Genomic DNA, 25,788 nt, shown 5'->3' on the forward strand with positions numbered 1-25,788 from the left:
GCGCGGCTCAAATTTTCAACCTCCAACAAGGATGATGACAATGACCAAAGCAGATATCCAAACCCCAACGGATCTCGGGGCCAACGCGAACCGGGACGTTCCAGCCGCACTGAGAGCGCTGCTGGCTGATGTCTTCGCGCTGTACCTGAAGACCAAGAACTTCCACTGGCACGTGTCGGGCAGGCACTTTCGCGACTACCACCTTATGCTCGACGAGCAGGCCGAGCAGATCTTTGCCATGACCGACGACATTGCCGAGCGGGCACGCAAGATCGGCGGAACCACGCTGCGCTCGATCGGCCAGATCGCGCGCGAGCAGCGCATTCTCGACAACGACGCGGATTACGTCGATCCGCAGGAGATGCTGGCCGAGTTGCGCAGCGACAACCAGCAGCTGACGCGGGAGATGCGCCGGGTCCACGAGCTCTGCGATGAATACGGCGACGTCGCGACCGCAAGCCTGCTGGAAAACTGGATCGACGAGACGGAGCGGCGGATCTGGTTCCTGTACGAGACCGGCCGGGGCGGCCCGAACTCGTAAGCACCTGGCATGGGATGCGGCCGCAAAGCGAAGCGGGCCGCGCGCTGCGACGACGCGGAAGCGACGGAGATCCTCGCGTCCGCGTATTGCTGGCTGATCGTCTTCGCATTGATCGACCAGGCGCACGCCACGTACCCGTCGGTCGTGAATCCCGCAGCAGCGCTCCGCATCGTGCGGATGAAACAATGGCGCTGCATCCTCGAAAGATGACTGGACGCGGATCTCTATAGGCTTGACCACGTCCACGACCGGCACGCCGGTCATACGTACAAGGGTCAAGCCATGACGGATATGTCGAACTCGAAGGCGTCGCTCGGAAGGGCCGTTCACGCGATCAGCGGAAAATGGGGCTGGTTCGTTGCGCTGGGGGTCGCTGAACTGATCCTCGGCGGCATTGCATCGGTCAATCTGATGGCGGCGAGCCTCGCCTCCGTGCTCGTCATCGGCGTCAGCATGGCGGTCGCCGGGATCTTCCAGATCGTGCATGCCTTTTCGGTGCACGGCCTGCGCGGCTTCCTGTTCTGGCTGTTCGCCGGGATCGTCTATGCCGCTGCCGGAGCCGTCGTCCTCTACGATCCGCTGCTGGCTTCGTTCACGCTGTCGCTCGTGGTGTGTGCTCTCCTGGTCGTTGCCGGTGCGACGCGGATCTGGACGGGTTTCCATCTGCGGCCGGCCGCGGGCTGGCGCTGGATCGTGGCAGCCGGCGTTGTGACGTTCTGCGTCGGCGCGATGCTGATTGCGGTCTTGCCTGCCGTCGGCCTGTGGCTGCTCGGTGCGATGCTGGTCGTGGATCTGGTCTTCCAGGGTTGGGGCTTTATTGCATTCGGGCTCCCGCTCAGAAGCCGAGCCTCGCGGCATTCGGCCGAGCCGGCGACGGTCTGAGCCATGATGACAGGTTCGACATTCACGCGGCACCGGGAGATCGCCTGGCGCGGTGGCCGCACGACATCGACGTCGCGACTGGTTGCCGAGGAGAGCGCCATTGCGCTCACTTACAACGGATCGACCCATGCCGTGATGATGGGAACGCCGGCCGATCTGGAGGATTTTGGTCTCGGCTTCAGCCTGACCGAGGCGATCATCGATCGCGCAAGCGAGATCAGGAGCATCGAGCTGATCTCGAACGAACTCGGCATGGAGGTGCGGATGTGGCTTGACGGCGACCGCGCGACGACCCTGGCCACACGCCGCCGCGCCATCAGCGGTCCGGTCGGATGCGGATTATGCGGTATCGAAAGCCTCGAACAGGCGCGTCGCGCGCCGTCACGCGTTGAAGGGCGTGGCATTGCCTTTCACGCGCGGGACCTGCTGAACGCCATGCATGCGCTGTCTCCCCTCCAGATATTGAACCAACATACGCGGTCCGTTCACGCGGCAGCCTTGTGGCGCCCTCGCACCGGCATTGCTCTGATCAGGGAGGATGTCGGCCGGCACAATGCGCTCGACAAGCTTGCCGGCGCAATCGTCCGCGACGGCAAGTCAGCCTGCGACAGCGCCGTGCTGCTGACGAGCCGGGTTTCGGTGGAGATGGTGCAGAAGGCCGCGATGATCGGCGCGCCGGTCGTTGTGGCCGTTTCCGCGCCGACAGCGCTCGCGATCCAGACCGCGAACGAGGCGGGAATCACGCTACTCGCCGTCGCCCGCGATGACGGATACGGCGTGTTCACGCATCCGCACCGTGTTCTGCTGCCTGACGAGGCCGCCCCGCGCGCCGGCTGCTGACTTCGGCGGACCCGCGAATATGGCCATGCAAACTGCAGCACTGGAGCCCCTGGCCGGGACAAGCGTCGAAGCCTGTGCCCCGGAACGATCGCTGCTGGTTGCCTCTGTGCTGAGCATGTCGGGCGGTTTCCTCGACGCGTTTACCTGGCTGTCACTCGGCGTCTTCGCGAGCTCGCAAACCGGCAATGTTGTCTTCCTCGGAATCTACGCGCTATCAGGGCAATGGCAGCGCGCGCTTCACCATCTTCTTCCACTCGTGGCCTTTGTCCTGGGAGCGTTGGCGGCGGTTCGCACCCGGGCGGCGTTATGTTGCCTCATCGGAGAGATCGTCTGTCTCGCCGCGACGATGCTGTTGCTTCATCGCGTTTCGGATGAGATCACGATCCTCGTCATCTCGTTTCGCGTCGCGCTGCAGTCGGCAAGCTTCAGACAGGTCGGTCACTGGAAATATCTCTCGGTCACGGTCACCGGCAACATGCTCCGGGCCATGGATCAGTTCGTTGCGGCGCCTGATCGCGATGCGGCGCGCGGCGCCGGAACCATGCTCACGCTCTGTTTGGCGTTCCTGCTAGGGGCCGCCGTCGGCGGTTGCGTGACGAAATGGTTGGGAACCTGGAGCCTCGCTCTGCCGATTGCATCGTCGATATACGTTCTCTGGCTCTGCCGCCGGCGAAGCCATTCGCATTGACGTCGCGCTCGCTTGTTGCGGGTAGAGGCGCTCACCATGCCATTCGGAAAGAGGACGTTCGTTCGCGGAAGCGCATGCGCCGTCCCGCGGATAAGCTCGGGGGTGCGGCCGCGGTGCTCAAGGTCGATAACATTCTGCAATCGGCCGCTCGCGCGCGGGCGACCGCGAAGGGGCGTGAGCGAACGGGAGGCTCTCCGATGGATCCGACGGCACTCCTCCTGTCGCGGCTGCAATTCGCCTTCACCATCTCGTTCCACATCATCTTCCCGGCATTCACGATCGGGCTTGCGGCCTGGCTCACCGTGCTGGAAGCGATGCACCAGTACAGTGGCAAGCCCGTCTACCGGACCCTGTTCGCGTTCTGGCTGAAGATCTTCGGCGTGGCCTTCGGCATGGGCGTCGTATCGGGCGTGGTGATGGCATTTCAGTTCGGAACGAACTGGAGCGTGCTCTCGAAGATGTCGGGTCCGATCCAGGGCCCGCTTCTGTCCTACGAAACATTCACCGCCTTCATGCTGGAGGCGGGCTTCTTCGGCATCCTCATCTTCGGCCGACCCCGGGTGCCGCCATGGTTCTACCTGTTCTCGACCGCGATGGTTGCGCTCGGAACCACGCTGTCGGCGTTCTGGATCATGGTCAACAACAGCTGGATGCAGGTGCCGACCGGCTACGTCCTGCAGAACGGCCAGTTCGTACCTGATGACTGGGCGCAGATCATCTTCAATCGCGTGGTCTGGGTCCGGTTTCCGCATATGCTGCTCGCGTCCTATCTGACTGGCGCGTTCTGCGTGGGCGGCAAGCCGCTCCACGTCCCCGTGCCCAATCGGCCGATGTCGCTCGCGGATCAGGTGCCGGCCGCCAGCAGCTATATCGAGGCAGGAGAGTAACCATGGTGATGTACTGGGTCGCCCTTCTTGCCATCAGCATTCTGATCTATCTCCTCCTCGACGGGTTCGATCTCGGCGTCGGCATGCTGTTCGGCCTGGCCGGCAGTGAGGCGAAGCGAGATGCCATGCTGAGCACGGTCGCTCCGGTCTGGGACGGCAATGAGACCTGGCTGATCGTCACGGGCGTGATCATGTGGGGCTCGTTTCCCGTGGTGTACGCCATGGTGATGTCGGCATTCTATATCCCGGTCGTCGTGATGCTGCTCGGATTGATCCTGCGCGGCGTGGCCTTCGAGTTTCGCGGCAAAGCGCTCCGTTCGCGCTGGGTCTGGGACGTCAGTTTCGTCGCGGGCTCGTTTGCGGCGAGCTTCACGCAGGGCGCGATGGTCGGCGCTCTCGTCGAAGGACTTCAGTTCTCCAACGGCGATTATACCGGTGGAACGCTCGGCTGGCTGACCGCCTTTTCCGCCCTGTGCGGGATCGGACTCTGCTTCGGCTATTCGCTGCTCGGGGCCTGCTGGCTGGTAAGGAAGAGTGATGGTCCCGTTCGGGATGCCGCGCGGAGCCAGATCCCGCCGCTGGCGACCGGCGTCCTGGTGTTCCTGGTCGTCGTCTTTGCGTATGCGCTTGCCGAACATCTTCCGATTCTGCAGCGCTGGACCGATCGGCCCTATCTGCTCGTGTTTCCCGCGATCGGCGCCGGCGCGGCCGCGATGCTGGCCAAGAGCATCCTGGTCCATGACGATTATTGGCCGTTCCACATAGTCGCGCTGATCTTCGTGGCGGCTTTCGCCACGCTCGCTCTGTCGTTCTGGCCCTACATGATCCCGTTCGTCATCACGATCGACGAGGCCGCGGCGCCTCATGCAAGTCTCGCCTTCATGTTCTGGGGCGCCGGCCTGTTCGTATTCCCGCTGATGCTGCTCTATGTCGCCGTGGGCTATCGCGTCTTCCGCGGCAAGGCGGCCCCAGCGGCCGATCACTACTGACCGCTGCACAGCTCGAAACGCGGACAAAAAGAAAGGCGCCGGTTTCGGCGCCTTTCTCGTTCTGGTCCCTATGCGGCTTTGCTTCAGGATTTGGGCATGACACCGGGGCCATTGTCCGGCCACTGGGCGATCAGCTTCTCGTCGATGTTGAAATGCTGGGCGACCAGGCTGGGAGGCGTGTGCGTCAGCCAGTTGGATAGCGACACCTCTTCGTAGCGAGGCGCACGAAACACACCGACGAACTGCAGTTCGGTGTCGCCGACGTTCTCCACATAATGACCGAGATTGCGCCGGACATAGCCAATGTCGCCGGCGGAAAAGTCCGTCGTCAGCGCGTTGGGGCCGGTGTCGAACACCGTCATCCGTGCCTTGCCCTTGATATAGTACTGCCACTCGTCGGCATTCGGATGCCAGTGCATCTCCCGGACCGCTCCCGGCGGCATCGTCACCAGCGCCGCGGCGACGGTGGTGGCGACCTTGAAGTTGCTGCTGTCGGCGACGCGGATGCTGCCGGCGGAGCTCTCCTTCACCGGTGCCGAACTGCCGAGCGAATGGATGAAGGGATAGGGCGGTGCCTGGGCATGCTTGGCGATTACGGCACGATCGGCGGCGAGATCGCCGGGCACCGTGCCCTGGAAGATCCAGCGATTATGCAGCGGAATCTTCGCGAAGGTATCGGCCGGAACGCCGAAATTCTTCGCGAGCACCTCGGGCGGCGTATGGGCGAGCCAGTCCGTCACCAGCAGCGTGTTGAACTCATTGGCGTGGCCGTCGTCGAAACAGATCACGAATTCGCAACCATCAGGCCCCAGGCCTTGCAGCGAGTGCGGCGCGCCCGGTGGGAAATACCAGAGGTCGCCGGCCTTGAGGTCGCCGACATAGGGGTGCCCCTGCGTGTCGAGCACGGTGATGCGGCAGCTGCCGTAGGTCATGATCGCCCATTCGGCCGCCTGATGCCAATGCAGCTCGCGGATGCCGCCGGCGGACAGTCGCATGTTGACGCCAGAGATCTCCTTCGAGATGGCGAAGTCCGCGACGGTGACTTGCCGTGCCCAGCCGCCATTCTGGATGCGCCTCGGCGCATTGTTGAACGAGGCCCAATCCATCGGCAAGCCACCGACGTCGGTCGCCGGCGGAGTTTGTGCGGAGGGGAATTGCTTGCCCAGTTCGAGATTCTGCGGACCGGGATCGGTCAGGCTTCCGGGACTCTTGGCGTTGACGGCGCCTTGCGGCGGCTCGTCCGGATTGCCGAAGGTTGCGGCCTGCGCACTGGAACCGACCATGGCGGCGCCTGCCGCGGACATGGCCAGCAAATCACGTCGTGAAAACATCTTGGGTCGCTCCTGAAAACTGTCGAAAGCCCTCCCGTAGCGACGGGGCTCCGGCCGACCAACCTAGTTTCCGGTTGCCGCTTCTGCTTCCGCGAACGGCGCTGTTTTTGCTGGAATGCATGGCTGCTTCGGCCCGCCGCCCGGGATCGAACGTGTGCAATTGCGAAATTCGGCTTCGTTCTGAAAAGACGGCTCTGCCTGCGCGATCCTTAACTGAACCGGAGAATTGCCACATCGAGAGATATCGAGATGACCACGAAGTCGGTCCGTCCCTATCGCGAACCCGCCGGCGGCTGGGGCGCACTGAAGGCGCTCAGCGAGGCGCTTCTGGTGCAGCGGGCGCCGCTGAAAGGTGCCGCGACGCTCAGCCGAATGAATCAACCAGAGGGCTTCGATTGCCCCGGCTGTGCCTGGCCCGATCCGAAGCATACCTCATCATTCGAATTCTGCGAGAACGGCGGCAAGGCAATCGCTTGGGAGACAACATCGAAGCGCTGCACGCCGGAATTCTTCGCCGAGCATACCGTCACCGAGCTCGCTGGCTGGAACGATTACGATCTCGAAATGGTCGGGCGGCTCACTCATCCGATGGCCTACGACGCCGTATCCGACCGCTATCTTCCGGTGAAATGGAGCGATGCATTCGATATGATCGGTCGCGAGCTCCGGGCCTTGCCGGATCCGAACATGGCGGAGTTCTACACGTCGGGGCGGACTTCGAACGAAGCCGCCTTCCTCTATCAGCTCTTCGTGCGCGAATACGGCACCAACAACTTTCCCGACTGCTCGAACATGTGCCACGAGGCGACCAGCGTTGGTCTGCCGTACTCGCTCGGCGTCAGCAAGGGCACCGTGCTGCTGGAGGATTTCGACAAGGCCGATTGCATCTTCATCTTCGGCCAGAATCCGGGCACCAACAGCCCGCGGATGATGACCAGCCTGCGCAATGCGGCACGCCGCGGCGCCTCCATCATCTCGTTCAACCCGTTCCGTGAGCGGGCGCTGGAACGTTTCCAGGCGCCGCAGAGCCCGGTCGAGATGATGACGCTGTCGTCGACGACGATCAGCTCAAGACTGTTCCAGGTGCGGGTCGGCGGCGACGTCGCCGTCCTCAAGGGGATCATGAAGATCCTGGTGGAGGCCGACGAGGCCGCCCGTGCCGCCGAGCAGCCGGAGATCCTGGACTGGGATTTCATTCGTGGCCACACCGCCGGAGTTGAGGCGCTGATCGACGATCTCAAACGCACGCAATGGCCGGACATCGAACGTCAGTCTGGCCTGACGCGCGAGGACATGGAATATGCGGCGGGCGCCTATATGAAGGCCGAGCGCGCCATCCTCGTGTACGGAATGGGCATCACCCAGCACTGGCGCGGTGCGAACAACGTCCAGCAGATCGCCAACCTCGCCCTGTTGCGCGGCAATGTCGGGCGCGATGGCGCCGGCGTCTGCCCGGTTCGCGGTCATTCCAATGTGCAGGGCGATCGGACCGTGGGAATCACGGAGATCCCCAAGGCGGACTTCCTCGAGCGCCTGGAGCAACGCTTCGGCTTCAAGCCTCCGGCCGCACCAGGACACAATGTGGTGACCGCGCTCGAGGCCATGATCCGCGGCGAGGTGAGGGCCTTCTTCGCGATGGGCGGCAATTTCGCCGCAGCCATTCCGGACTGGCAGGCGACCCAGGCCGCGCTTGGCAAACTCGCTCTGACCGTCCACGTCTCGACCAAGCTCAACCGCAGCCATCTGATCCATGGCCGTGCCGACGCCCTGATCCTGCCGTGCCTCGGCCGCACCGAGATCGATGTGCAGCAATCGGGGCCGCAGTCGGTCACGGTGGAAGATTCGATGTCGATGGTGCATGCGTCCGCCGGCCGCAACAAACCGGCATCGGAGCATCTCCTCAGCGAGATCGCGATCGTCGCCGGCGTCGCCAAGGCGACGCTGGGCGAGCGTACGGTGGTCGACTGGGACGGCTTCGTGGCTGATTACGACCGGATTCGCGATGCGATCGAGGCGGTGTTCCCGATCTTCCAGGGCTACAACGCCCGCATCCGCGTCCCCGGCGGCTTCCATCTTATCTCGACGGCACGCGAGCGCATCTGGGCGACGCCGTCGGGCAAGGCGAACTTTTTGGTCTTCCCGGGTTGCGGCGAGGACCCGCCGCAGAGCGATCCCGATTTCTTGTGGCTCACCACCATACGCAGCCACGATCAGTACAACACGACGCTCTACTCGATGTCCGACCGCTATCGCGGCGTGTTCGGCCAGCGCGACGTGGTCTTCCTCAACGAATACGAGTTGAAGAAGCGCGGGCTTGCCGACGGCGACCGTGTCGATCTGATAACCGCCTCGACCGATGGCGCAGAACGGATTGTGCGCAACTTCCGCGTCGTCGCCTATGCCTTTCCGACCGGCTGTTGTGCGGCGTACTATCCAGAGACCAATCCGCTGGTGCCGCTCTATGCCCGTGATCCCCTGAGCTTCACGCCGTCATTCAAGGGCGTCCCGGTCCGCCTAGTGCGTTCGGCCGCGACCGGAGAATAGCGACAGCCCTGGAAAACTCCGGTCACGTCTCGGCGTGGAGCTCGCAGCGCGACGTATCCGCCGGCGAAGCGTATATCGGTAGCGTGAACCAGAAGCGCGCGCCGCCATTCGCGCCGTGGCCTTCGGCGCCGATCCGGCCGCCATGCGCTTCGACGATCGACCGGCAGATCGGCAGGCCCATGCCCATGCCGCTGTCCTTGGTCGTGAAAAAGCTCTCAAACAGCCGATCGACATGTTCGGCGGCGATGCCAGGACCGTTGTCCTCCACGGAGCAGCACAATTTCGTCGCGTCCTGTGTGACCGTGCTGATGACGATCCTGCGGTCGTCACATCCTGCTTGCGTCATCGCCTGCACCGCGTTGATGGCCAGATTGACGATCACCTGCTGGAGCTGGGTGCGGTCGCCGAGCACCTGCGGGCTGGTCGGATCAGGCCGGTGCAGGATCGTCACGCTGCGGGATTCCATCTCGTGTCGAAGGAAGAGAAGCGCTTCGCGAATGATCTCGTCGAACGACAGGGATGCCTGCTCGGGGACTTTCCGGGAAGCCATCCCGTGAACGCGCGCCACGATGTTCGCGGCTCGTTGGGTATCCACGACGATATTTTCGATGGTCTTGCGGATCTCGAGGATATCGGGGACGGGCCTGTTCAGCCACCGCAGCCCGGCGGCGCCATTGGTGGCGATAGCGGCGAGCGGCTGATTCACTTCGTGGGCGATCGACGCGGTGAGCTCGCCGAGCATCGAGACACGCGCGGCATGTGCGAACTCCGCCTGCACCTGCCGGAGCCTTTCCTGGGCGCGAAGGCGTTGTGAAATGTCGATCGTGCCGACCAGGCTTATTTCGAGATCATTGATGGGGCCGACCCGAGCTGTCGTGAAGAGAACGTCGACGACGCGGCCGTCCCACGTGACCATCTGGGTCTCTTCCTCGAAGTTCGTCTCACCGCGATAACGAGACTCCATGGCCCGCCGGAACGTATCGGGACGTTCCTTCCAGGTCTCTGCCATGGAACGTCCGACAAAGCCGTCGACGCCTCTGCCGAACATCTGGATCGCCCTTTCGTTGGCCTCCTGAAACGAGAGCGCATCCATGCAGGTCCGGAGGAACTCGGGATGGCTGTCGAAATACGGGCCGAGGTCCTTGACGCCTTCGGCGCGCAATTTCCGGAACAGCACGACCAGCCTGCTGGCATCGAGCTGACGAAACGCGATCGGCATGCGGCTGAACAAATGGCGGTAGCGCTGCTCGCTCCGCTCCAGCTCGGCGTGGGCCTTCTTCTGGGCGGTGATGTCCATGATCGCGCCGACGAGCGTCAGCGAAGCGGCTAGGAAAGCAGCGAAAGCGATCGCCGTAAAATTGTCTCCAAGCAGTGAACAGGCGAAGGACAGCAGGGTCAAAACCAGGCTGCCCCAGGCCCACAGCAGAATCCGATCCTGTATTGTCTGGATCGGCAGCAAACGGCGCCACCATCGCTGGGGCTGTAGGGAGTTAGCGCCATCCAGGCGTTCGAGCGTCATGCGGAAGGTCTAACGCCCCGCCGAAGAGCGGTCTTTTGCGTTTTCGTCGACGCTTTGTCAAAACGCACGAAGCCGTGATCGTGCTGGTATGATGCGGGCGGTTACCTGCTCAGGCGGATTCATGGCGCAATCCTGTGGCTGCTTCGCTTGTGGATGGGGTGGATGGCTCGGCCGCCCGCGGCTTGCGCCCGGTCAGCCAGTTGCTGAGCCGGTCCAGATAGAGATAGACGACGGGCGTCGTGTAGAGCGTCAGGACCTGCGACAGCATCAGGCCGCCGACGATCGTATAGCCGAGCGGCTGGCGCAGCTCCGCGCCGGTACCGCTGCCGATCATCAGCGGCACGCCGCCCAGCAGCGCCGCCATCGTCGTCATCAGGATCGGGCGGAAGCGTAGCGTGCAGGCCTGGTAGATCGCCTCTTCCGGGCTGAGCCCGTGCTGGCGCTCCACCTCGAGGGCGAAATCGACCAGCATGATGCCGTTCTTCTTGACGATGCCGATCAGCAGGATGATGCCGATGATGGCGATGACGCTGAGATCCATGTGGACGGCCAGCAGCAGCAGCAGCGCGCCGATGCCAGCCGAAGGCAGCGTCGACAGGATCGTAATGGGGTGGATCAGGCTCTCATAGAGCACGCCGAGGATGATGTAGATCACGATCAGCGCCGCCCCGATCAATAACGGCGTGCCCGATAGGGAGGACTGGAACGCCTGCGCATTGCCCTGGAACGAGGTCGAGAGTGAGGCGGGCTTTCGGGTGCTCTTCTCGATGGTCTGGATCGCGGTCACGGCATCGCCCAACGCGACGCCGGGCTTGAGGTTGAACGAGATCGTCACCGAGGGGAACAGGCTCTGGTGATTGATCAGGATCGGCGCGGGCTTGATCACGCTGTGAACCAGTGTGCTCAGGGGGACCTGCTGGCCGGTGGCCGAGTTCAGGTAGATGTCCTTCAGCGCTTCGGGGCCGTACTGGAAACGCGGATCGACTTCCATCACGACATGGTACTGGTTCAGCGAGGTGAACATGGTGGAGACGATGCGCTGGCCGAAGGCGTCGTCGAGCGTGTTATCGATCGTCGTCGGCAGTATGCCGAAGCTCGATGCGACCTCGCGATTGACGGTGACCTCGAGCCGCGGGCCCGCATTGGCCTGGTCGCTCGCGACGTCGGTGATGAGATCGAGCGCGCGCAGTTTTGCCAGGAAGATCGCCGACCAGTTGGTGAGCTCGTTTGAATCGGCATCCGTCAGCGTGTACTGATATTGCGTCTTCGACAGCCGGGCGCCGATGGTGATGTCCTGCGCGGCCTGCATGTAAAGTCTGATGCCCTGAATATGCGACAGCGCAGGTCCCAGCCGTTCGATGATCTGATCGGCACTGGCCTTGCGCTCCGGCTTCGGCTTCAGGACGATAAAGATGCGTCCCTGGTTGAGTGTCGCGGTCGGACCGCCCGGGCCGATATAGCTCGCCACCGACTGGACCGCCGGATCCTTCGAGAGGATGTCGACGACCGCCTGCTGGCGTTCGGACATCGCGGGGAAGGAGATGTCCTGTGCGGCTTCGGTGATGCCGACGATCTGCCCGGTGTCCTGCTGCGGAAAGAAGCCTTTCGGAATGATCACGTAGAGATAGCCGGTCAGCGCGATGGTCGAGAGCATCACCAGCAGCGTCACAAAGCGATGGCGCAGCACGATTCGCAGGCCGCTCGCATAGAGCGCGAGCAGGGCATCGAAACCGCGTTCGAAGGCGAGGTAAACCCGGCCATGCTTCTTGCGCGATTCGTCCTTCAGCAGCCGCGCGCACATCATCGGCGTCAGCGTCAGCGAGATGATGAGCGACAACAGCAGCGAGGCGGTGATCGTGACGGCGAATTCCTGGAACAGCTTGCCGACGTAACCGCCCATCAAAAACAGCGGGATAAACACCGCGATCAGCGACAGGGTGATGGAGACGATCGTGAAGCCGATTTCGCTAGAACCCCTGAGCGCGGCCTCCATCGGCGTCATGCCCTGCTCGAGATGGCGCACGATGTTCTCGATGACGACGACGGCATCGTCGACCACGAAGCCGACCGCGATCGACAGCGCCATCAGCGAGAGGTTGTCGAGGCTGTAGCCGAGCACGTAAAGCACCGCGAACGTGCCGACCAGCGACAGGGGAACCGTGATCGCCGGGATAATGGTGGCCCAGAGATTCCGCAGGAACAGGAATATGACCATCACGACCAACGCGACCGTCAGCATCAGCGTGAATTGAACGTCGGAGACGGCGGCGCGGATGGTGGCGGTGCGGTCGGCGGCGATCGTCACCTTGATTGCCGGGGGAACGGAGGCCTGCAGTTGCGGCAGCAGCTTCTTGATGCGGTCGACGGTCTCGATCACGTTGGCGCCGGGAACGCGCTGCACCGCCAGGATGATGGCGGGATCCTTGCCGTACCAGCCGGCCAGAAGGTTGTTCTCCGATCCGTCGACCGCCGTGCCGATGTCGCCTATCCGCACCGGCGAGCCGTTGCGATAGGCGATGATGAGGTCTTCATAGGCGGCGGGCTTGAGCAGCTGATCGTTGGTGTTCAGCGTATAGGTGACGCGCGGGCTGTTGAGCGTGCCCTTGGGCAGGTCGACATTGGCGCCGGCGATCACGGTGCGGACGTCTTCGAGGCCGATGCCGCGGGCGGCGAGCGCCTGCGGATTGACGCGAACGCGGATCGCGGGCTTCTGCTGGCCGCCGATGCCGACGAGACCGACGCCCGGCACCTGCGAAATCTTCGGCAGCAGGATGTTCTCCGCATAAGCGTCGACCGTGGTCAGCGGCAGCGAGTCCGACGTCAGCGCGATCAGCATGATCGGCGTCTCCGCCGGATTCACCTTCCGGATCGTCGGGGGGTAGGGGATGTTCGGCGGCAGGAACGGGCTCGCGGCATTGATCGCGGCCAGCACGTCCACTGCCGCACTATCCACAGTGCGCGACAGCTCGAATTGCACCGTGAGCTGGGCCACGCCAAGCGCGCTGGACGAGGTGAGCTGGGTGACGCCGGGGATCTGGCTGAGCTGCTGCTCGAGCGGCGTGGCCAGCGACGAGGCGATCGTTCCGGGGTCGGCGCCGGGCAATTGCGCCGAGATCTGGATGGTTGGATAGTTGACGTTCGGCAGCGCGCCGACTGGCAGCAGCGGATAGGCGGCAAGCCCGCACAGCAGCAAGCCCGCCATCAGCAGGGCGGTTGCGATCGGCCGCAGGATGAAGGGGGCGGAGAGGTTCATGGGATTGCGTCCTGCACGGCGCTTTGCAGGTCGGCTTCACGCGCGGCCCTGCCGTGCAGCTCGCGAACGCGACTGCCTTCCGCGAGCCGGTACTGGCCGTCGATCACGACGACGTCGCCGGATTTCAGTCCCTGGTCGATCAGGGCTTGGCCATCGCTGATTTGTGCGACGTGAACGGGACGCAAGGCGGCCGTCTCGCCGCCGGTCACGACATAGACATAGCTGCCGTTCGGCCCCTGCTGTACGGCCGAACCGGCGACGGTGAGCGCGCCCTTCCGGATCTCGAGCAGCAGGCGCGCGTTCACCAGCTGGCCCGGCCACAGCCGGTGCTCATGGTTCGGGAACATCGCCTTGAGCTGCACGGTGCCGGTGGTCCCCGCGATCTCGTTGTTGACCAGCAGCAGCGTGCCTTCGTCGAGCTTCGTCTTGTTGTCCTGGCTGTAGGCGATGACCTTCAGCTCACCCTTTGCGACGTGCTCCTGGATCACGGGCAGGTCGGTCTGCGGCAGCGTGAAGAGCAGCGAGATCGGCTCGATCTGGGTGACGACGACGAGACCGTTGGGGTCGGTCGGGTGAATCACGTTGCCGACATCGATCTGGCGAACGCCGGTGATGCCGGGAATGGCCGACGTCAGGCGCGTGTAGCTGAGCTGGACGTCGGCCTCGTCGATCTGGGCCTGGTCCGCTTTGACGGCGGCCTTTAGCTGGGCCACCTGCGCGGTCTGCGTCTCGATCAGTTGCGGCGTCGCGTAGCCCTTGTCGCCGAGCTGATTGTAGCGGGAGAGATTGGCCTCGGCATTCGTCAGTTGCGCCTGGTCCCTGTCGCGATTGGCCGTCAGCTGCTCGATCTGCGCTTCGTAAGGACGCGGATCGATCTGGGCGAGGAGGTCGCCGGCCTTGACGGTCTGTCCTTCCGTGAAGGCGATCTTGACGATCTGCCCCTGGATCTGGCTGCGCACGACGTCGGTGTTGTAGGCGATCACCGTGCCGATGCCGCGCAGATAGATCGGCACGTCCTTGCCCGTGATGGTGGCGGCGACCACCGGCACGGCGGTGGGCACGGGTGCGGCGGCTACGGCCGGCTTCTGGTCGGTGCCGAAAAACCAGAAGCCCGCGCCGGCCAGGATCACGGCGAGAGTAACGATCACAATGGTGAGGGTCCGTTTCACGGCGATGGTCCTTCTTGATCTCAGGGATTGCCGGAGCCGTCGATCGACGTCGTGCTGCCCATGGATGTGGGGCCGGGCACCGGCACGGACGGACTAATTCCGGCGCCGCCAATTTCGGTGGAGCCCAGCGGAATTCCGACGCGCCCGACCGTCGATGTCGAGGGCAGGGACGACGGTGCCACGCTGCTGCCGGCGCAATTGGTCGACGAGGTGCCGGACAGCCCGCCGCCGTCGAACAATGCTCCGCTGGATCCGGCGTTGCCGGACCCGGCACAGCCCATCGTGCTTTGCACGGGATTGATCGGCGAGATGCCGGGCGTTGCGATCTCGGTCGATCCCAGCGGGATGCCTACAGGTCGCGTGGATTGCGGGTTGAGCGGCGACGTCGCAAGCATTCCGGCAGGCGGCTGCATGCCCGGCATCGTTGTTTGAGCGTTGGCCGCAGCCGGGACCAGCCACAGCATGGCGATCGCAAGCATCACACACTTATATGTTGAATGCCGTTGTCGCATGGCTGAAAACTCCGGCTGACTGCGATCGAACAATAGGAAGCCGCGGGAGCGCGGGTATTTCGAGAACGCACGTCCTGCTCCCCGGCTGCACGACGGCGAGGCGTAACACGTGCTTCGCCCGTCTCATTCTCTTTCGCGCGACCATTTTGGCGCGTCGCCGCGTCGTCGGCCCTAAAACGGCTTTCGCTATCTCAGGATGGCGCGCGCGTGCGCGATCTCCTGGCTGCACGCGGCGATATCGCCGGTGCGATTGGCGGCGCGCGCGCGCTCGAGCGAATCGAGCGCATCAGTGAAATCGACGCCGTTGCTCCCTTCGGCTTCGGCGAGCGAGCGGGGCGTCGGTTGACGGCTGCGCAGCGCGTTGAGGCTCTCCGGCTTCCAGCCGTGGGAGCCCGCGTCCTTCTCGATGGCCAGATCCAGCTGGGCTTGGGTTTGCGCGATGTCATCCGTGCAGGTGCCGGCATGAGCCGGCATTGTTGCGCTGAGCAGGACGAAGAGGGCGGCCCGGCACGTTGCGGTGGAGGTCATTGGTCGATCCTATGTTTGGAGTGACGTCATGAACGTTGTAGTGAATGACAGAGTGCGCATCGATCGTCTTTCATGTCCGAACGCCGGCCGTTCACGCTCGCGAGAAATCATGTCATGAACGTCAGTGTGCATGACATGGGCCTTCGGTTAGAGTTGCATCTCGGGATGATGTTCGGGCGCTGATTGTCGCAGCTTGCGTGCTGCGGCGTGCGAAGTGGCAAGGACAGTTGTTTGCCGAAATACGCAGGCAAGCCTCGAAATTAGTGTCACGTCATTCCAACCCGGAGTGATCCTGACATGAAATACCTCAACGCTGGTCTCGCCTTTGCCGCTGCGCTCTCCTTGATGGCGACCGTTGCCCCCGCGCGCGCCGAACCCCTGAAAAATATCGTCCTGGTGCACGGCGCCTGGGTGGATGCGTCCGGCTGGAAGCCGGTCTACGAGATCCTGACCAAGGAAGGTTTCCGCGTCACCATGGTGCAGGAGCCCGAGACGACATTTGCAGACGACGTCACGGCAGCAAAGCGCATCCTCGATCTCCAGGACGGCCCGACGCTCCTCGTCGGCCACAGCTATGGCGGCTCGATCATCACAGAGGCGGGAGTGCATCCCAATGTCGTCGGCCTGGTCTACGTCGCCGCGCACGCGCCCGACGTCGGCGAGGACGAATCGGCGCTCGGCAAGAAGACACCGAGCGTCCTCGGCAAGACCGAAGGCGTCATCAAGGTCACGCCCGACAAATTCACCTATCTCGATCCCGTGCAATTCCCGAAGCTGTTCGCGCCCGATCTGCCGCGTGAGCGCGCCGAGTTCGTCGCGCGATCCCAGGTGCTGGCAGCGACGCAGGTGTTCAGTACGCCGCTGACTGCGGCCGCGTGGAAGACCAAGCCGAGCTGGGGCATCGTCGCCGGCAGCGATCAGATCATCAATCCGGATCTCGAGCGCTGGTACTACGAGCGCGCGAAAAGCCAGACAACGGTAATCCCAGGCGCCAGCCACTCGGTCTACGAGTCTCATCCGAAGGAAGTGGCGGCCGTGATCGCCCGCGCCGCGCGCAGCATCCCGCAGCCCGCTACCCGCTGACGCCCGTTTTTGCCGGTCCTGACGCACGGCCGGCAGAAGGAAGGACGGCGGGGGTGACAGCACTCCCGCCGCCCCGAATGTCCCGCAATTTCACGAATGCAATCGTGCGGCACTTGTCTGAGGGAATGACGGTCATGACAAGCTGGCAGAACAATCGAGCCGCGCGCGATGCGCGCATTGCCGCGGGAGCCGGCTTTGCCCGCGGCAAGGTCGTCGAAGCACACGACGTCACGCGCCTGCTGGAGGCCGTGATCCGACCGGGCGACCGGGTTTGCCTGGAGGGCGATAACCAGAAGCAGGCGGATCTGCTGAGCCGCGCGCTGCTGGCGGTCGATCTGTCCAGGGTCAACGATCTGCACATGGTGCAGTCGGGTGTCGTTCTGCCCGAACATCTGGACCTGTTCGACCGCGGCGTCGCGAAGCGGCTCGACTATGCTTATTCCGGACCGCAATCGGCGAGGATCGCGCGCATGCTGTTCGGCGGCAAGATCGAGCTCGGCGCGGTCCATACCTATCTGGAGCTGTTCGCCCGCTACTTCATCGACCTCACGCCGCACGTCGCGCTGATCGCCGCCGTCAGCGCCGATCGCGAGGGAAATCTCTACACCGGTCCGAACACCGAGGACACTCCGACCGTGGTCGAGGCGACGGCGTTCAAGGACGGCGTCGTGATCGCCCAGATCAACGAGATCGTCGAGACCGTTCCGCGCGTGGACATCCCGGCGGACCGTGTCCACTTTATCGTCAAGGCCGACGAGCCGTTCTTCGTCGAGCCGCTGTTCACGCGCGATCCGGCCGCGATCACGGAAGGCCAGATCCTGACGGCGATGCTTGCGATCAAGGGCATCTATGCGCCCTATGGCGTGCAGCGGCTCAATCACGGTATCGGCTTCAGCACGGCCGCGATCGAGCTCCTGCTGCCGACATTCGGTGAGAGGCTGGGGCTGAAGGGCAGCATCGCGACTCAGTTCGCGCTGAATCCGCATCCCGCGCTCATTCCCGCCATCGAGTCCGGCTGGGTGCGGCAGATCCACTCGTTCGGCTCGGAGGTCGGCATGGACGACTACATCCGGGCCAGATCCGACGTCTATTTCACCGGTCCCGACGGCTCGTTGCGCTCCAACCGCGCGCTCTGCCAGACCGCCGGGCTCTATGCCTGCGACATGTTCATCGGCTCCACGCTGCAGATCGATCTGCAAGGAAATTCGTCGACTGTCACCACCTCGCGCATCGCGGGCTTCGGCGGCGCCCCGAACATGGGGGCGGACGCCCGCGGGCGGCGTCATCCGAGCGAGCCCTGGCTGAAGGCCGGAGCGGAGGCCGATCCCGACAGTCCGGCGCCGCTACGGTGCGGCCGCAAGCTGGTGGTGCAGATCGGCGAGACGTTCGGCGACAAGAACGTGCCGCTGTTCGTCGAGAAGCTCGATGCGATCGAGCTCGCGGAGAAGCTCAATCTCGAACTCGCGCCGGTCATGATCTATGGCGATGACGTCACGCACATCGTCACCGAGGAAGGCGTGGCGAATCTCCTGCTGTGCCGGACCGCGCAGGAGCGCGAGCAGGCTATCCGCGGCGTCGCCGGCTACACTGATGTCGGTCGCAGGCGCGATCGCAACATGGTCTCGCGCCTACGCGAGCGCGGCGTGATCCGCAGGCCGGAAGATCTCGGCATCAATCCGCTCGACGCGGATCGCAGCCTGCTGGCGGCGCGCTCGATCAAGGACCTCGTGCGCTGGTCGGGCGGACTCTACGCACCGCCGTCAAAATTCAGGAATTGGTGAGGGACGGACCATGGAAGATCTCAACTTTCAACACCAGGTTCGCGCGCGAGTCGGCGGCACCAGGCAAAGCGCGATTGTCGGCGTGGTCGCTTCCGGAAATCTGGAAGTGCTGGTCGAGCGGAGCTTGCCGGATGCGGAATGCGCCGTGGACATCAAGACTGCGGCCGTGGGCTTTGGAGCAGTCTGGAGTGCCGTGATCAGCGATTTCGTCGAGCGCTATTCGCCGGGCGGGCTGAAGTTCTCGATCAATGACGGAGGCGCGCGTCCGGATACGGTGTCGCTGCGGCTGGCGCAGGCGGTGCGCTTGATCGCGGAGGCCGGCCAATGATCGCTCCGCTCAAGGACATCAGCCCGGCCGAACGGGCCCGCAGCACCAGCTTCTACGAGGCGTCGGCCCGCACGCGACTGGAGCTGCTGCTCGACGCCGGCAGCTTCGTCGAGTTCATTGGTCCGGAGCGGCGCGAGGTCAGCCCGCATCTGAAGATATTCGATCTTCCCGAGCAATTCGACGACGGCATCGTCGTCGGTCACGGCCGCCTCGACGGCTCGCCGGTGTTCGTCGCCGCGCAGGAAGGCCGCTTCATGGGCGGCGCGTTTGGCGAGGTGCATGGCGCCAAGCTGATCGGGCTGCTCCGCGCCGCGCGCCAGATCGGCTCGACCCCCGTCCTGATCCTGTTTGATACGGGCGGCGTCCGCTTGCAGGAGGCGAATGCCGGCGAGCTTGCTATCGCCGAGATCATGCGCGCCGTGATGGAAGCGCGCAGCGCCGGCGTGAAGGTCATCGGTCTGATCGGCGGCAGGTCCGGCTGCTATGGCGGCGGTGGCCTGATCGCGGGCTGTTGCTCCGCGCTGGCCGTGTCGGAACCCGGGCGCATCGCGGTGTCGGGCCCCGAAGTGATCGAGACCAATCGCGGCGTCGAGGAGTTCGATTCCCGCGATCGCGCCTTGGTCTGGCGGACCATGGGAGGCAAGCATCGCCGTCTGCTCGGTGCCGCCGATGTTTTCGCCGACGACAATGTGCAGGATTTTCGCGAGGCCGCGCTGGAGCTGCTCGGCCTGGTTGGACCTTTCGGTCTCGACAGGCTGAAGGCCGAGCAGCGGCGGCTTGCCGACCGGCTGCGCAGCTTCGGTGACTGCGGTGATGCCGTGGACATCTGGACGGCGGAAGGCATCGCGCATGCCGAAGCCGTTCCCGAGCTGCCGGCCGATGAATTCATTGCCCTTGCCAACCGGATCGGGAGGAACAGCCGTGACGCTCGATGATATCCTCGCTTCGCTCTTTCCCGCCGGCCATGAGGTGAGGAACGACAAGGGCGTCATCCTCGGCTCGGCGACGCTGCGATCCGGCGGCCGGATCCTCGTGCTTGGTGTTGCAGACCGGACGGCGCTAGGCGTCGACGAAGCGATCAGGCTGTCGGGCCACGTCCTGGAGTCGATCGACCGGGACTCCGGGCCGATTCTGGTCCTCGTCGACAGCGACAGCCAGCGCATGAGCAAGCGTGACGAATTGCTCGGACTGAACGAGTTCCTCGCGCATCTGGCCAAGGTGCTGATCCACGCGGACATGTACGGCCGTCCGACGATCGGTCTTCTCTACGGCCACTCGGCTGCGGGCGCTCTGCTTGCGACGGGTCTTGCGACACGCGTGCTGGTCGGATTGCCCGGGGCCGATCCCGCAGTGATGGACCTGCCGTCGATGGCGAAGGTCACCAAGCTGTCGATTGAGGCGCTGCAGGAGAAGGCGAAGTCGACCCCGGTGTTCGCGCCGGGCCTGTCCAATCTCGCGCAAATGGGCGCCGTTCACATGACGTGGAGCAATGCCAATTCGCTCGCCGACCAGCTGGAGGCGCTGCTCGCCGACATGCCTGCTGGGCAGGATCGGCGGGATGCGCTCGGCAAGGAGCGCGGTGGCCGGCTGAAGGCCGTCGATATCGCGGAGCGCGTTCGTGACCTCGCCCTGCAAACCCGGTGAACGGCCACCCGGTCGTCACGACCTCGTCTTCGTCAGCCCCGCAGGCTGGCGCGCGATGCTGGATGCGCACGGTGATCTCGCAACCGAGTCCCTTCTGGCGCGCTGGCCTCGGATGAGATGGCCGACGGTCAGGCGACGCGCTTTGCCATCCGAGGCGACCGGCCTCGCCTTGGGCCTGCCCTTGCCGCCTTCGGCCGGCAAGAAGCGGATCTCGCTTCTGGTCGATATCGACCACGTCGCCTCGGTCGCGAGGCCGCCGTTGCTGCGGCAGACGCGGGCTTACGCGCCGCGCAACTGGTGGCCCGCGCTCGACCGGCTCGACGGGCTGGCACTTCGCCATGCGGTGGACGTGCGCGTGTTCGGCAGCCTGGCCTGGCAGGCGCTGACCGGGCTCGACTACGTTACCGGCCGTTCCGACCTCGATGTCCTGTTCGAGTTTCGCCGCGAAACTGACATCGATCGCTTCGTCGCCGATGTCGCCGTGATCGAGACCGGCGCGCCGATGCGGCTCGATGGCGAGTTGATGGGTGCCGACGGCGCTGCGGTCAACTGGCGCGAATTCCACGGCGGCGCGAGCGAGCTTCTGGTCAAGAGCATCGAGCGGGTGGTCCTGCTCGGCAGGCATCAATTCATGTCGGGAGCGATGGCATCATGATCACCACGGCCGCAAGAGGCGTGGAACGGCCATCCCTGCGCCGGCCGCAGATCGCGCCTGATGTCTCTGCCATCGGCGCCGTCGCCGCCGATTGCCTCGTCAAGGAGCTCGAAACCTGGCCGAAGCCGGGTCTGGTGAGCCATGTCGACAATGGCAGCCACGACGATATGGATGCGGGCACGTTTCGTCGCAGCGCTGCGGCGATCAGGCCCTATCTGCAACAGCTGGCCGACGCGGGCGCGCTTGGCTGCGGCATGGGGCGGCTGCGCATCATCGGCCTTGAGGCGGAGCGCGCCATGTTCAATGCGACGTCGGGGATCAACACCCACCGCGGCGCCATCTTCGGGCTCGGCCTGCTGTGCGCGGCGGCCGGCGCGAAAGCCGGCGGGTTGGTCGATCCCGCGCTTCCGCTCGGCGATGTCGTGGCGCGCCTGTGGGGCGACAGCATCCTCGGCGGTCCAGTGTTGCTGCACAGCCATGGCAGCGTGGCGCGCCGCCGTTTTCGCGCGGGCGGTGCGCGTATCGAGGCCGCGAACGGATTTCCCAGTGTCTACGGAATCGGCTTGCCGGCGTTGCGCAGGGCCGCGTCGGTCCTGCCGGAGAATATGGAAGCTGCCCGGGTCGAGGCGTGCCTTGCTCTGATCGCGTTCGTCGAAGACACCAACCTCCTGCATCGCGGCGGGCTCGACGGCCTTCGCTTTGCGCATGATGCGGCGCGTCGCTTCATCGCTTCAGGCGGCGTCGGCGCGTCCGGCTGGCGTGCACAGGCGCAGTCGATCCACGAAAGCTTCGTTGCCCGTCGCCTCAGCCCGGGTGGATCGGCCGACCTGCTTGCAATGACACTCTTTGTCGACGCCCATGAAAGGCCGATTCCATGATGTCCAACGCTATCCTGATGGCGCTGGTGCCGGTCTTCTTCGTTCTATTGCTGGGATACGCCGCCGGAAAATTTCATATCGTCGACAATCTTCACGTCGACGCCCTCAACGCATTGGTGATGGATTTCGCGCTGCCGGCGTCGCTGTTCGCGGCGACAGCCTCGGCGTCGCGCCGCGAGATGATCGAGCAGATCCCGCTCTTTCTGGTGCTCGGCGTGACGATGCTGCTGCTCTATCTCACCTGGTATTTTGCTGCACGCAGCTTTTCCAAGGTGCCCCGGTCGGAGGCATCGTTACAGGCATTGACGATCGGCTTTCCGAATCTCGCCGGCGTGGGCCTTCCGATCATGACGTCAGTCGTGGGGCCGGCCGGCACTGTGCCGGTTGCCGTCGCATTGGCGGCGGGCTCGATCCTCATCAGTCCGCTGACCCTGATCATAGCGGAAATGGGCGCCGCCAAGGCTCGCGGCGAGCAAATGGCGGCACGGCAGGTCCTGAGAGCAATTCGGCGTGCGATCACCAAGCCGGTGGTGCTCGCGCCGGCGCTTGGCATCCTGTTCTCGTTATCTGATGTGAGCCTCGACGCGTTGGCCCGTGCAAGCCTCGCGCTGATTGGAAGTTCGGCTGCCGGCGTCGCCTTGTTCCTCACCGGAGCCATTCTGTCGGCGCAGTCGTTTCGACTGGACTGGAAGGTCGTCGCTGCAACATTGGCCTCGGACATCGTGCGCCCGCTGTTGGCAGTCGCGGTCATTCGCGTCATTCCGGTCGCGCCGGATGTCGCGAAGACGGCCATTCTGCTCGCCGCCGTACCTTCCGGCTTTTTCGGCATCCTGTTCGCCGTCAACTACCGGCTGGATTCCGCCAGGGCGGGATCCATGGTCATTGCGAGTACCGCGTTCAGTGTCGTGACCCTGGCGATTGCGATCGCAACGCTCTTTCCGAACTAGGCGACGGCGATGACGCTTGCGATCCTGTGCTCGGGGCAAGGCAGGCAGCACCGGGAGATGTTCGCCCTTACCGGCGACGCACCGGAAGCTGCGCACCTGTTTGCCCATACGGCGACATTGCTCGGCGGCAGGGATCCGCGCGATTTCGTGCGCAGCGAGCCCGACGAGGCCCTGCATCGCAACCGCGCCAGCCAGATCCTGTGCACCTTGCAGGCGCTGGCCGCCACGGCGGCGCTCAAGGATGTCATTCCGCATGGCGCCGTCATCGCCGGCTATAGCGTCGGCGAGGTTGCGGCCTGGGGCGCCGGGTTGTTCGAAGCGACCGTCACGCTCGACCTCGTCGCGCGCCGTGCGGAGGCCATGGACGCCTTCACGCACGCCGGTGATGGCCTGGTCTTCGTGCGCGGACTTTCTCGTGGCGACGTCGACCGCCTCTGCGGGCGCTGCGGCGCGGCGATCGCCATCATCAATCCCGGCGACGCCTTCGTGATCGGCGGGAGCCGGGAGGCATTGAACGCAATCGCCGCAGAGGCGCGGGCGATGCACGCGGCAATGGTCGTCGATCTGCCGGTCGAGGTCGCTTCCCACACTGAACGGCTCGCCGGAGCGGCGGCGGCGTTTCGCGAGGTGTTGCGGTCGGCGCAGGTCACGTTCCCGCCGGCTGCCGGCGCGCGCATCCTGAGCGGTATCGACGGCGCTACGGTCGTCTCCGCCGAGATCGACCTCGACAAGCTCGCCGCGCAGATCTCGCAAACCGTGCAGTGGGCAAATTGCCTGGAGAGCTGCTTTGAGGCGGGCGCCACGATTTTTCTCGAGCTTGGACCGGGACAGGCGCTCAGCAAGATGGTTGCGGAGGTCGAGCCGGGATTTCCGGCGCGCTCACTGGATGATTTCAGGAGTCTTCAGGGTGTCCGCGCCTGGATTGCGCGTCACCTCGGCGCCTAGCGCCGACTGGTCCGAACAGAGGCCGCAATCGATCGTGCGGTGCTGTCGAAAAAAGGGGGCCGTCCTTGGGGGAGGACGGCCCCTAGATGCTCGTATGCCCAGGGAGGAGAGAGGCTCGAGCGGTGACTTGGGGGGTCTTGGTCACCTAACACGCACAGCATCGCCGATCCCGTAACCAAAGTATTTCACGAACCCCTTCTGTTTCTCATTTCGCATGGTTCACAGGAAGTCTGCGGGCAGCATGTGGGCCACGGTCTTCGATGTCGAAGCCGGATCGCGGGCGGAGAGCCTGGCCGAAGCCGATGCGTTCCGGCTGGCGCAGCGCCAGCGCGCGGGCGTGTCGCCCGTCACGCGTTTAAACACGGTCGAGAAATGCGCCTGCGTGCAGAAGCCAACGGTCAGCGCGACTTCGACCAACGCCGTCTCGGAATTCGACAGCAGCAATTTCGCATGCTCGATGCGCTGGTGCAGCAGGTATTCGCGTGGCCGGTATCCCGTCGCGGCGCGAAATTGGGCCGCGAAATGCATCCGCGACAGTCCCGCCACCTTGGCAAGCTCAGACAGGGTGATGCCGTGGTCAAAGTTCGTCCTGACATACTCCTCGATGCGCCGCAGCCGCCATTTCGGCAACGCATTGACTTTCGCGTGAGGGAGCTCGCGCCGGGCGATGTGCATTGCCAGCGTCCGGCCGATACAGCGTGCGAATTCCCGGTCGACCGAATGGCCGCGTTCGGTCAGCGCTTTCGCAAGCTGCTCGGCAAACGGGTCACGGAGCAGGACCAGGTCGTTGAGGCCTTCCGGCGCGGCGGGTCCTGCTCCGGGCCGTAGAGGCGAAAAATAACGGCCGGCAGAGACGTGGAAGTGCAGGAAATCGCACGGCGCGTAGAACTGCGCACTGAGCCGCTGCGACGGTGCGCCGATATACAGCGTGCCTGCGGGCATGACGCCGTCAAAGACGGTGTGACGACCTCTGGTCAGTTTGACGCGTGTTGCTTTCAAGGCGATGGCCAGGAAGTATCGGTCGCAAGGTGTCCGGGCTCCTTCGTGCCTTATGCCTGTTTGTGCAGAGATCCAGCGCGAGATCGTGATGTCCTCGGACGCGATGCCGGCATGTTGGCCGGGCTGGCGCCACCTTCGTTCGAGGGGAAATGCGAGAGACTCTTGCGGGAAAGCCGGTTCGCGGTGGCTGGGCTGATACGTCACCCGGGCGCCGGCCGCTTGCATATCAGTAAGCATCGTTCGTCCCCTATCCTGGATTCTGCTGCCGTCGGGACGGCAGCAGAATGCAATTGATCCGTGTTCGAACGATAGGTGCGACCGCGTCGGGAGGCTCGTTAAGGAAGCTGAAGCGGTATTAGATTTTGCAAATGCGAGTGGGTGCGACCGCGGGTCGTGAAAAGTTCAATTGGAACAAAGGGAAAAACCGTGCTCGTCCGCCCAGCGGCGGACTGGACTATTGCGGCCCGTGGCTTGCCAGCGCCTCTTCAAGGCAGCGAATGATTTCGTCACCGCTAGACGGCTTGCCGAGATAGCAATGCGCGCCTGCGGCCATGACACGCTGACGCACGGTTTCGCTCGGAAACGCCGTCATGAAGATGATCGGGAAACGGCGGCCGGTGGCAATCAGCCGGGCCTGCAGCTCGTCACCGGTGATCTCGGGCATCTGGACGTCGGCGATCATGCATTCCGGATCGTCTCCCGGCGCCCGCCGCAGGAAATCCAGACCGGATTCGTAGGCCTGGGCCTCGTAGCCGACCGAACGCACGAGGCTCGCAAGCGAGGTGCGAACGCCTTCGTCATCGTCCACGATCGCAATCACCGGGGTCTTGGCCATTGGCGTACAA

Annotated in this window: 24 protein-coding genes and 1 pseudogene; 17 read left to right on the forward strand and 8 right to left on the reverse strand. The window is 64.3% G+C overall.

Annotated features, from left to right (window positions below; all coding sequences use genetic code 11):
- Positions 1 to 40: 40 nt before the first annotated feature.
- The 7 genes and pseudogenes from ACVIN2_RS32290 (at position 41) to cydB (ending at position 4,827) form a co-directional block, all read left to right on the forward strand.
- Complete coding sequence (locus ACVIN2_RS32290) at positions 41 to 541, forward strand: Dps family protein (protein ID WP_456769845.1); 501 nt, start codon at positions 41 to 43, stop codon at positions 539 to 541.
- Positions 542 to 550: 9 nt separating this feature from the next.
- Positions 551 to 751: a hypothetical protein gene (locus ACVIN2_RS32295; RefSeq protein WP_456768668.1), complete on the forward strand. Its 201-nt coding sequence runs from the start codon at positions 551 to 553 to the stop codon at positions 749 to 751.
- Positions 752 to 823: 72 nt separating this feature from the next.
- The gene (locus tag ACVIN2_RS32300; protein ID WP_456768669.1) at positions 824 to 1,423 is read left to right on the forward strand and encodes an HdeD family acid-resistance protein; all 600 of its coding nucleotides are present in this window, start codon (positions 824 to 826) and stop codon (positions 1,421 to 1,423) included.
- A gap of 3 nt (positions 1,424 to 1,426) precedes the next feature.
- Positions 1,427 to 2,263 carry a formate dehydrogenase accessory sulfurtransferase FdhD gene (fdhD, locus tag ACVIN2_RS32305; RefSeq protein ID WP_456768670.1) on the forward strand — a complete coding sequence of 279 codons (837 nt, stop codon included), beginning with the start codon at positions 1,427 to 1,429 and terminating at the stop codon, positions 2,261 to 2,263.
- Positions 2,187 to 2,951, forward strand: a complete 765-nt coding sequence (locus ACVIN2_RS32310; RefSeq protein ID WP_456768671.1) for a YoaK family protein — start codon at positions 2,187 to 2,189, stop codon at positions 2,949 to 2,951. Before fdhD ends, ACVIN2_RS32310 begins: the two co-directional genes overlap by 77 nt.
- Before the next feature lie 197 nt (positions 2,952 to 3,148).
- Positions 3,149 to 3,742 (forward strand): annotated as a pseudogene (locus ACVIN2_RS32315) (cytochrome ubiquinol oxidase subunit I); the annotation flags it as partial.
- 98 nt (positions 3,743 to 3,840) lie between these two features.
- Complete coding sequence (gene cydB / locus ACVIN2_RS32320) at positions 3,841 to 4,827, forward strand: cytochrome d ubiquinol oxidase subunit II (RefSeq protein WP_456768672.1); 987 nt, start codon at positions 3,841 to 3,843, stop codon at positions 4,825 to 4,827.
- Between the two features lie 83 nt (positions 4,828 to 4,910).
- Here cydB and ACVIN2_RS32325 read toward each other — a convergent pair whose 3' ends face one another.
- A complete protein-coding gene (locus tag ACVIN2_RS32325) occupies positions 4,911 to 6,158 on the reverse strand; it encodes an oxalate decarboxylase family bicupin (RefSeq protein ID WP_456768673.1) in 1,248 nt (415 codons plus the stop codon).
- 249 nt (positions 6,159 to 6,407) lie between these two features.
- Here ACVIN2_RS32325 and ACVIN2_RS32330 point away from each other — a divergent pair, with 249 nt between their 5' ends.
- A complete protein-coding gene (locus tag ACVIN2_RS32330; protein WP_456768674.1) occupies positions 6,408 to 8,702 on the forward strand; it encodes an FdhF/YdeP family oxidoreductase in 2,295 nt (764 codons plus the stop codon).
- A 22-nt stretch (positions 8,703 to 8,724) separates the two neighbouring features.
- Here ACVIN2_RS32330 and ACVIN2_RS32335 read toward each other — a convergent pair whose 3' ends face one another.
- From ACVIN2_RS32335 to ACVIN2_RS32355, 5 genes are all read right to left on the reverse strand, one after another.
- Positions 8,725 to 10,221 (reverse strand): sensor histidine kinase, encoded by a 1,497-nt coding sequence (locus tag ACVIN2_RS32335; RefSeq protein ID WP_456768675.1) that lies wholly within the window; start codon positions 10,219 to 10,221, stop codon positions 8,725 to 8,727.
- A 109-nt stretch (positions 10,222 to 10,330) separates the two neighbouring features.
- Positions 10,331 to 13,474: an efflux RND transporter permease subunit gene (locus tag ACVIN2_RS32340; RefSeq protein WP_456768676.1), complete on the reverse strand. Its 3,144-nt coding sequence runs from the start codon at positions 13,472 to 13,474 to the stop codon at positions 10,331 to 10,333.
- On the reverse strand, positions 13,471 to 14,643 hold the full coding sequence (locus tag ACVIN2_RS32345; protein WP_456768677.1) for an efflux RND transporter periplasmic adaptor subunit: 1,173 nt from the start codon (positions 14,641 to 14,643) through the stop codon (positions 13,471 to 13,473). The genes ACVIN2_RS32340 and ACVIN2_RS32345 overlap by 4 nt, the downstream gene beginning before the upstream one ends.
- A 20-nt stretch (positions 14,644 to 14,663) precedes the next feature.
- Positions 14,664 to 15,122, reverse strand: a complete 459-nt coding sequence (locus ACVIN2_RS32350; RefSeq protein ID WP_456768678.1) for a hypothetical protein — start codon at positions 15,120 to 15,122, stop codon at positions 14,664 to 14,666.
- A 219-nt stretch (positions 15,123 to 15,341) separates the two neighbouring features.
- The gene (locus ACVIN2_RS32355; RefSeq protein WP_456768679.1) at positions 15,342 to 15,683 is read right to left on the reverse strand and encodes a hypothetical protein; all 342 of its coding nucleotides are present in this window, start codon (positions 15,681 to 15,683) and stop codon (positions 15,342 to 15,344) included.
- Between the two features lie 297 nt (positions 15,684 to 15,980).
- Here ACVIN2_RS32355 and ACVIN2_RS32360 point away from each other — a divergent pair, with 297 nt between their 5' ends.
- The 9 genes from ACVIN2_RS32360 (at position 15,981) to ACVIN2_RS32400 (ending at position 23,944) form a co-directional block, all read left to right on the forward strand.
- The gene (locus tag ACVIN2_RS32360) at positions 15,981 to 16,766 is read left to right on the forward strand and encodes an alpha/beta hydrolase (RefSeq protein WP_456768680.1); all 786 of its coding nucleotides are present in this window, start codon (positions 15,981 to 15,983) and stop codon (positions 16,764 to 16,766) included.
- Between the two features lie 134 nt (positions 16,767 to 16,900).
- Positions 16,901 to 18,547 carry a malonate decarboxylase subunit alpha gene (gene mdcA / locus ACVIN2_RS32365; protein ID WP_456768681.1) on the forward strand — a complete coding sequence of 549 codons (1,647 nt, stop codon included), beginning with the start codon at positions 16,901 to 16,903 and terminating at the stop codon, positions 18,545 to 18,547.
- Positions 18,548 to 18,557: 10 nt separating this feature from the next.
- Positions 18,558 to 18,875, forward strand: coding sequence for a malonate decarboxylase acyl carrier protein (gene mdcC, locus ACVIN2_RS32370; protein WP_456768682.1), 318 nt, complete (start codon positions 18,558 to 18,560; stop codon positions 18,873 to 18,875).
- The gene (locus tag ACVIN2_RS32375) at positions 18,872 to 19,810 is read left to right on the forward strand and encodes a biotin-independent malonate decarboxylase subunit beta (RefSeq protein WP_456768683.1); all 939 of its coding nucleotides are present in this window, start codon (positions 18,872 to 18,874) and stop codon (positions 19,808 to 19,810) included. The genes mdcC and ACVIN2_RS32375 overlap by 4 nt, the downstream gene beginning before the upstream one ends.
- Positions 19,797 to 20,519 (forward strand): biotin-independent malonate decarboxylase subunit gamma, encoded by a 723-nt coding sequence (gene mdcE / locus ACVIN2_RS32380; RefSeq protein WP_456768684.1) that lies wholly within the window; start codon positions 19,797 to 19,799, stop codon positions 20,517 to 20,519. The genes ACVIN2_RS32375 and mdcE overlap by 14 nt, the downstream gene beginning before the upstream one ends.
- Entirely contained in the window at positions 20,494 to 21,174 is a 681-nt protein-coding gene (gene mdcG / locus ACVIN2_RS32385; protein WP_456768685.1) for a malonate decarboxylase holo-[acyl-carrier-protein] synthase, read from the forward strand. The genes mdcE and mdcG overlap by 26 nt, the downstream gene beginning before the upstream one ends.
- Complete coding sequence (gene mdcB, locus ACVIN2_RS32390; RefSeq protein ID WP_456768686.1) at positions 21,171 to 22,052, forward strand: triphosphoribosyl-dephospho-CoA synthase MdcB; 882 nt, start codon at positions 21,171 to 21,173, stop codon at positions 22,050 to 22,052. Before mdcG ends, mdcB begins: the two co-directional genes overlap by 4 nt.
- Positions 22,049 to 22,999 carry an AEC family transporter gene (locus tag ACVIN2_RS32395; RefSeq protein WP_456768687.1) on the forward strand — a complete coding sequence of 317 codons (951 nt, stop codon included), beginning with the start codon at positions 22,049 to 22,051 and terminating at the stop codon, positions 22,997 to 22,999. Before mdcB ends, ACVIN2_RS32395 begins: the two co-directional genes overlap by 4 nt.
- Positions 23,000 to 23,008: 9 nt before the next feature.
- Positions 23,009 to 23,944 (forward strand): acyltransferase domain-containing protein, encoded by a 936-nt coding sequence (locus tag ACVIN2_RS32400; RefSeq protein WP_456768688.1) that lies wholly within the window; start codon positions 23,009 to 23,011, stop codon positions 23,942 to 23,944.
- 219 nt (positions 23,945 to 24,163) lie between these two features.
- Here ACVIN2_RS32400 and ACVIN2_RS32405 read toward each other — a convergent pair whose 3' ends face one another.
- Together ACVIN2_RS32405 and ACVIN2_RS32410 are read right to left on the reverse strand one after the other, a co-directional pair.
- Entirely contained in the window at positions 24,164 to 25,180 is a 1,017-nt protein-coding gene (locus ACVIN2_RS32405; protein WP_456768689.1) for a helix-turn-helix domain-containing protein, read from the reverse strand.
- A gap of 217 nt (positions 25,181 to 25,397) precedes the next feature.
- Positions 25,398 to 25,778, reverse strand: coding sequence for a response regulator transcription factor (locus tag ACVIN2_RS32410; RefSeq protein ID WP_456768690.1), 381 nt, complete (start codon positions 25,776 to 25,778; stop codon positions 25,398 to 25,400).
- Between the last annotated feature and the right edge of the window lie 10 nt (positions 25,779 to 25,788).

The organism is Bradyrhizobium sp. USDA 3650, assembly GCF_054057395.1.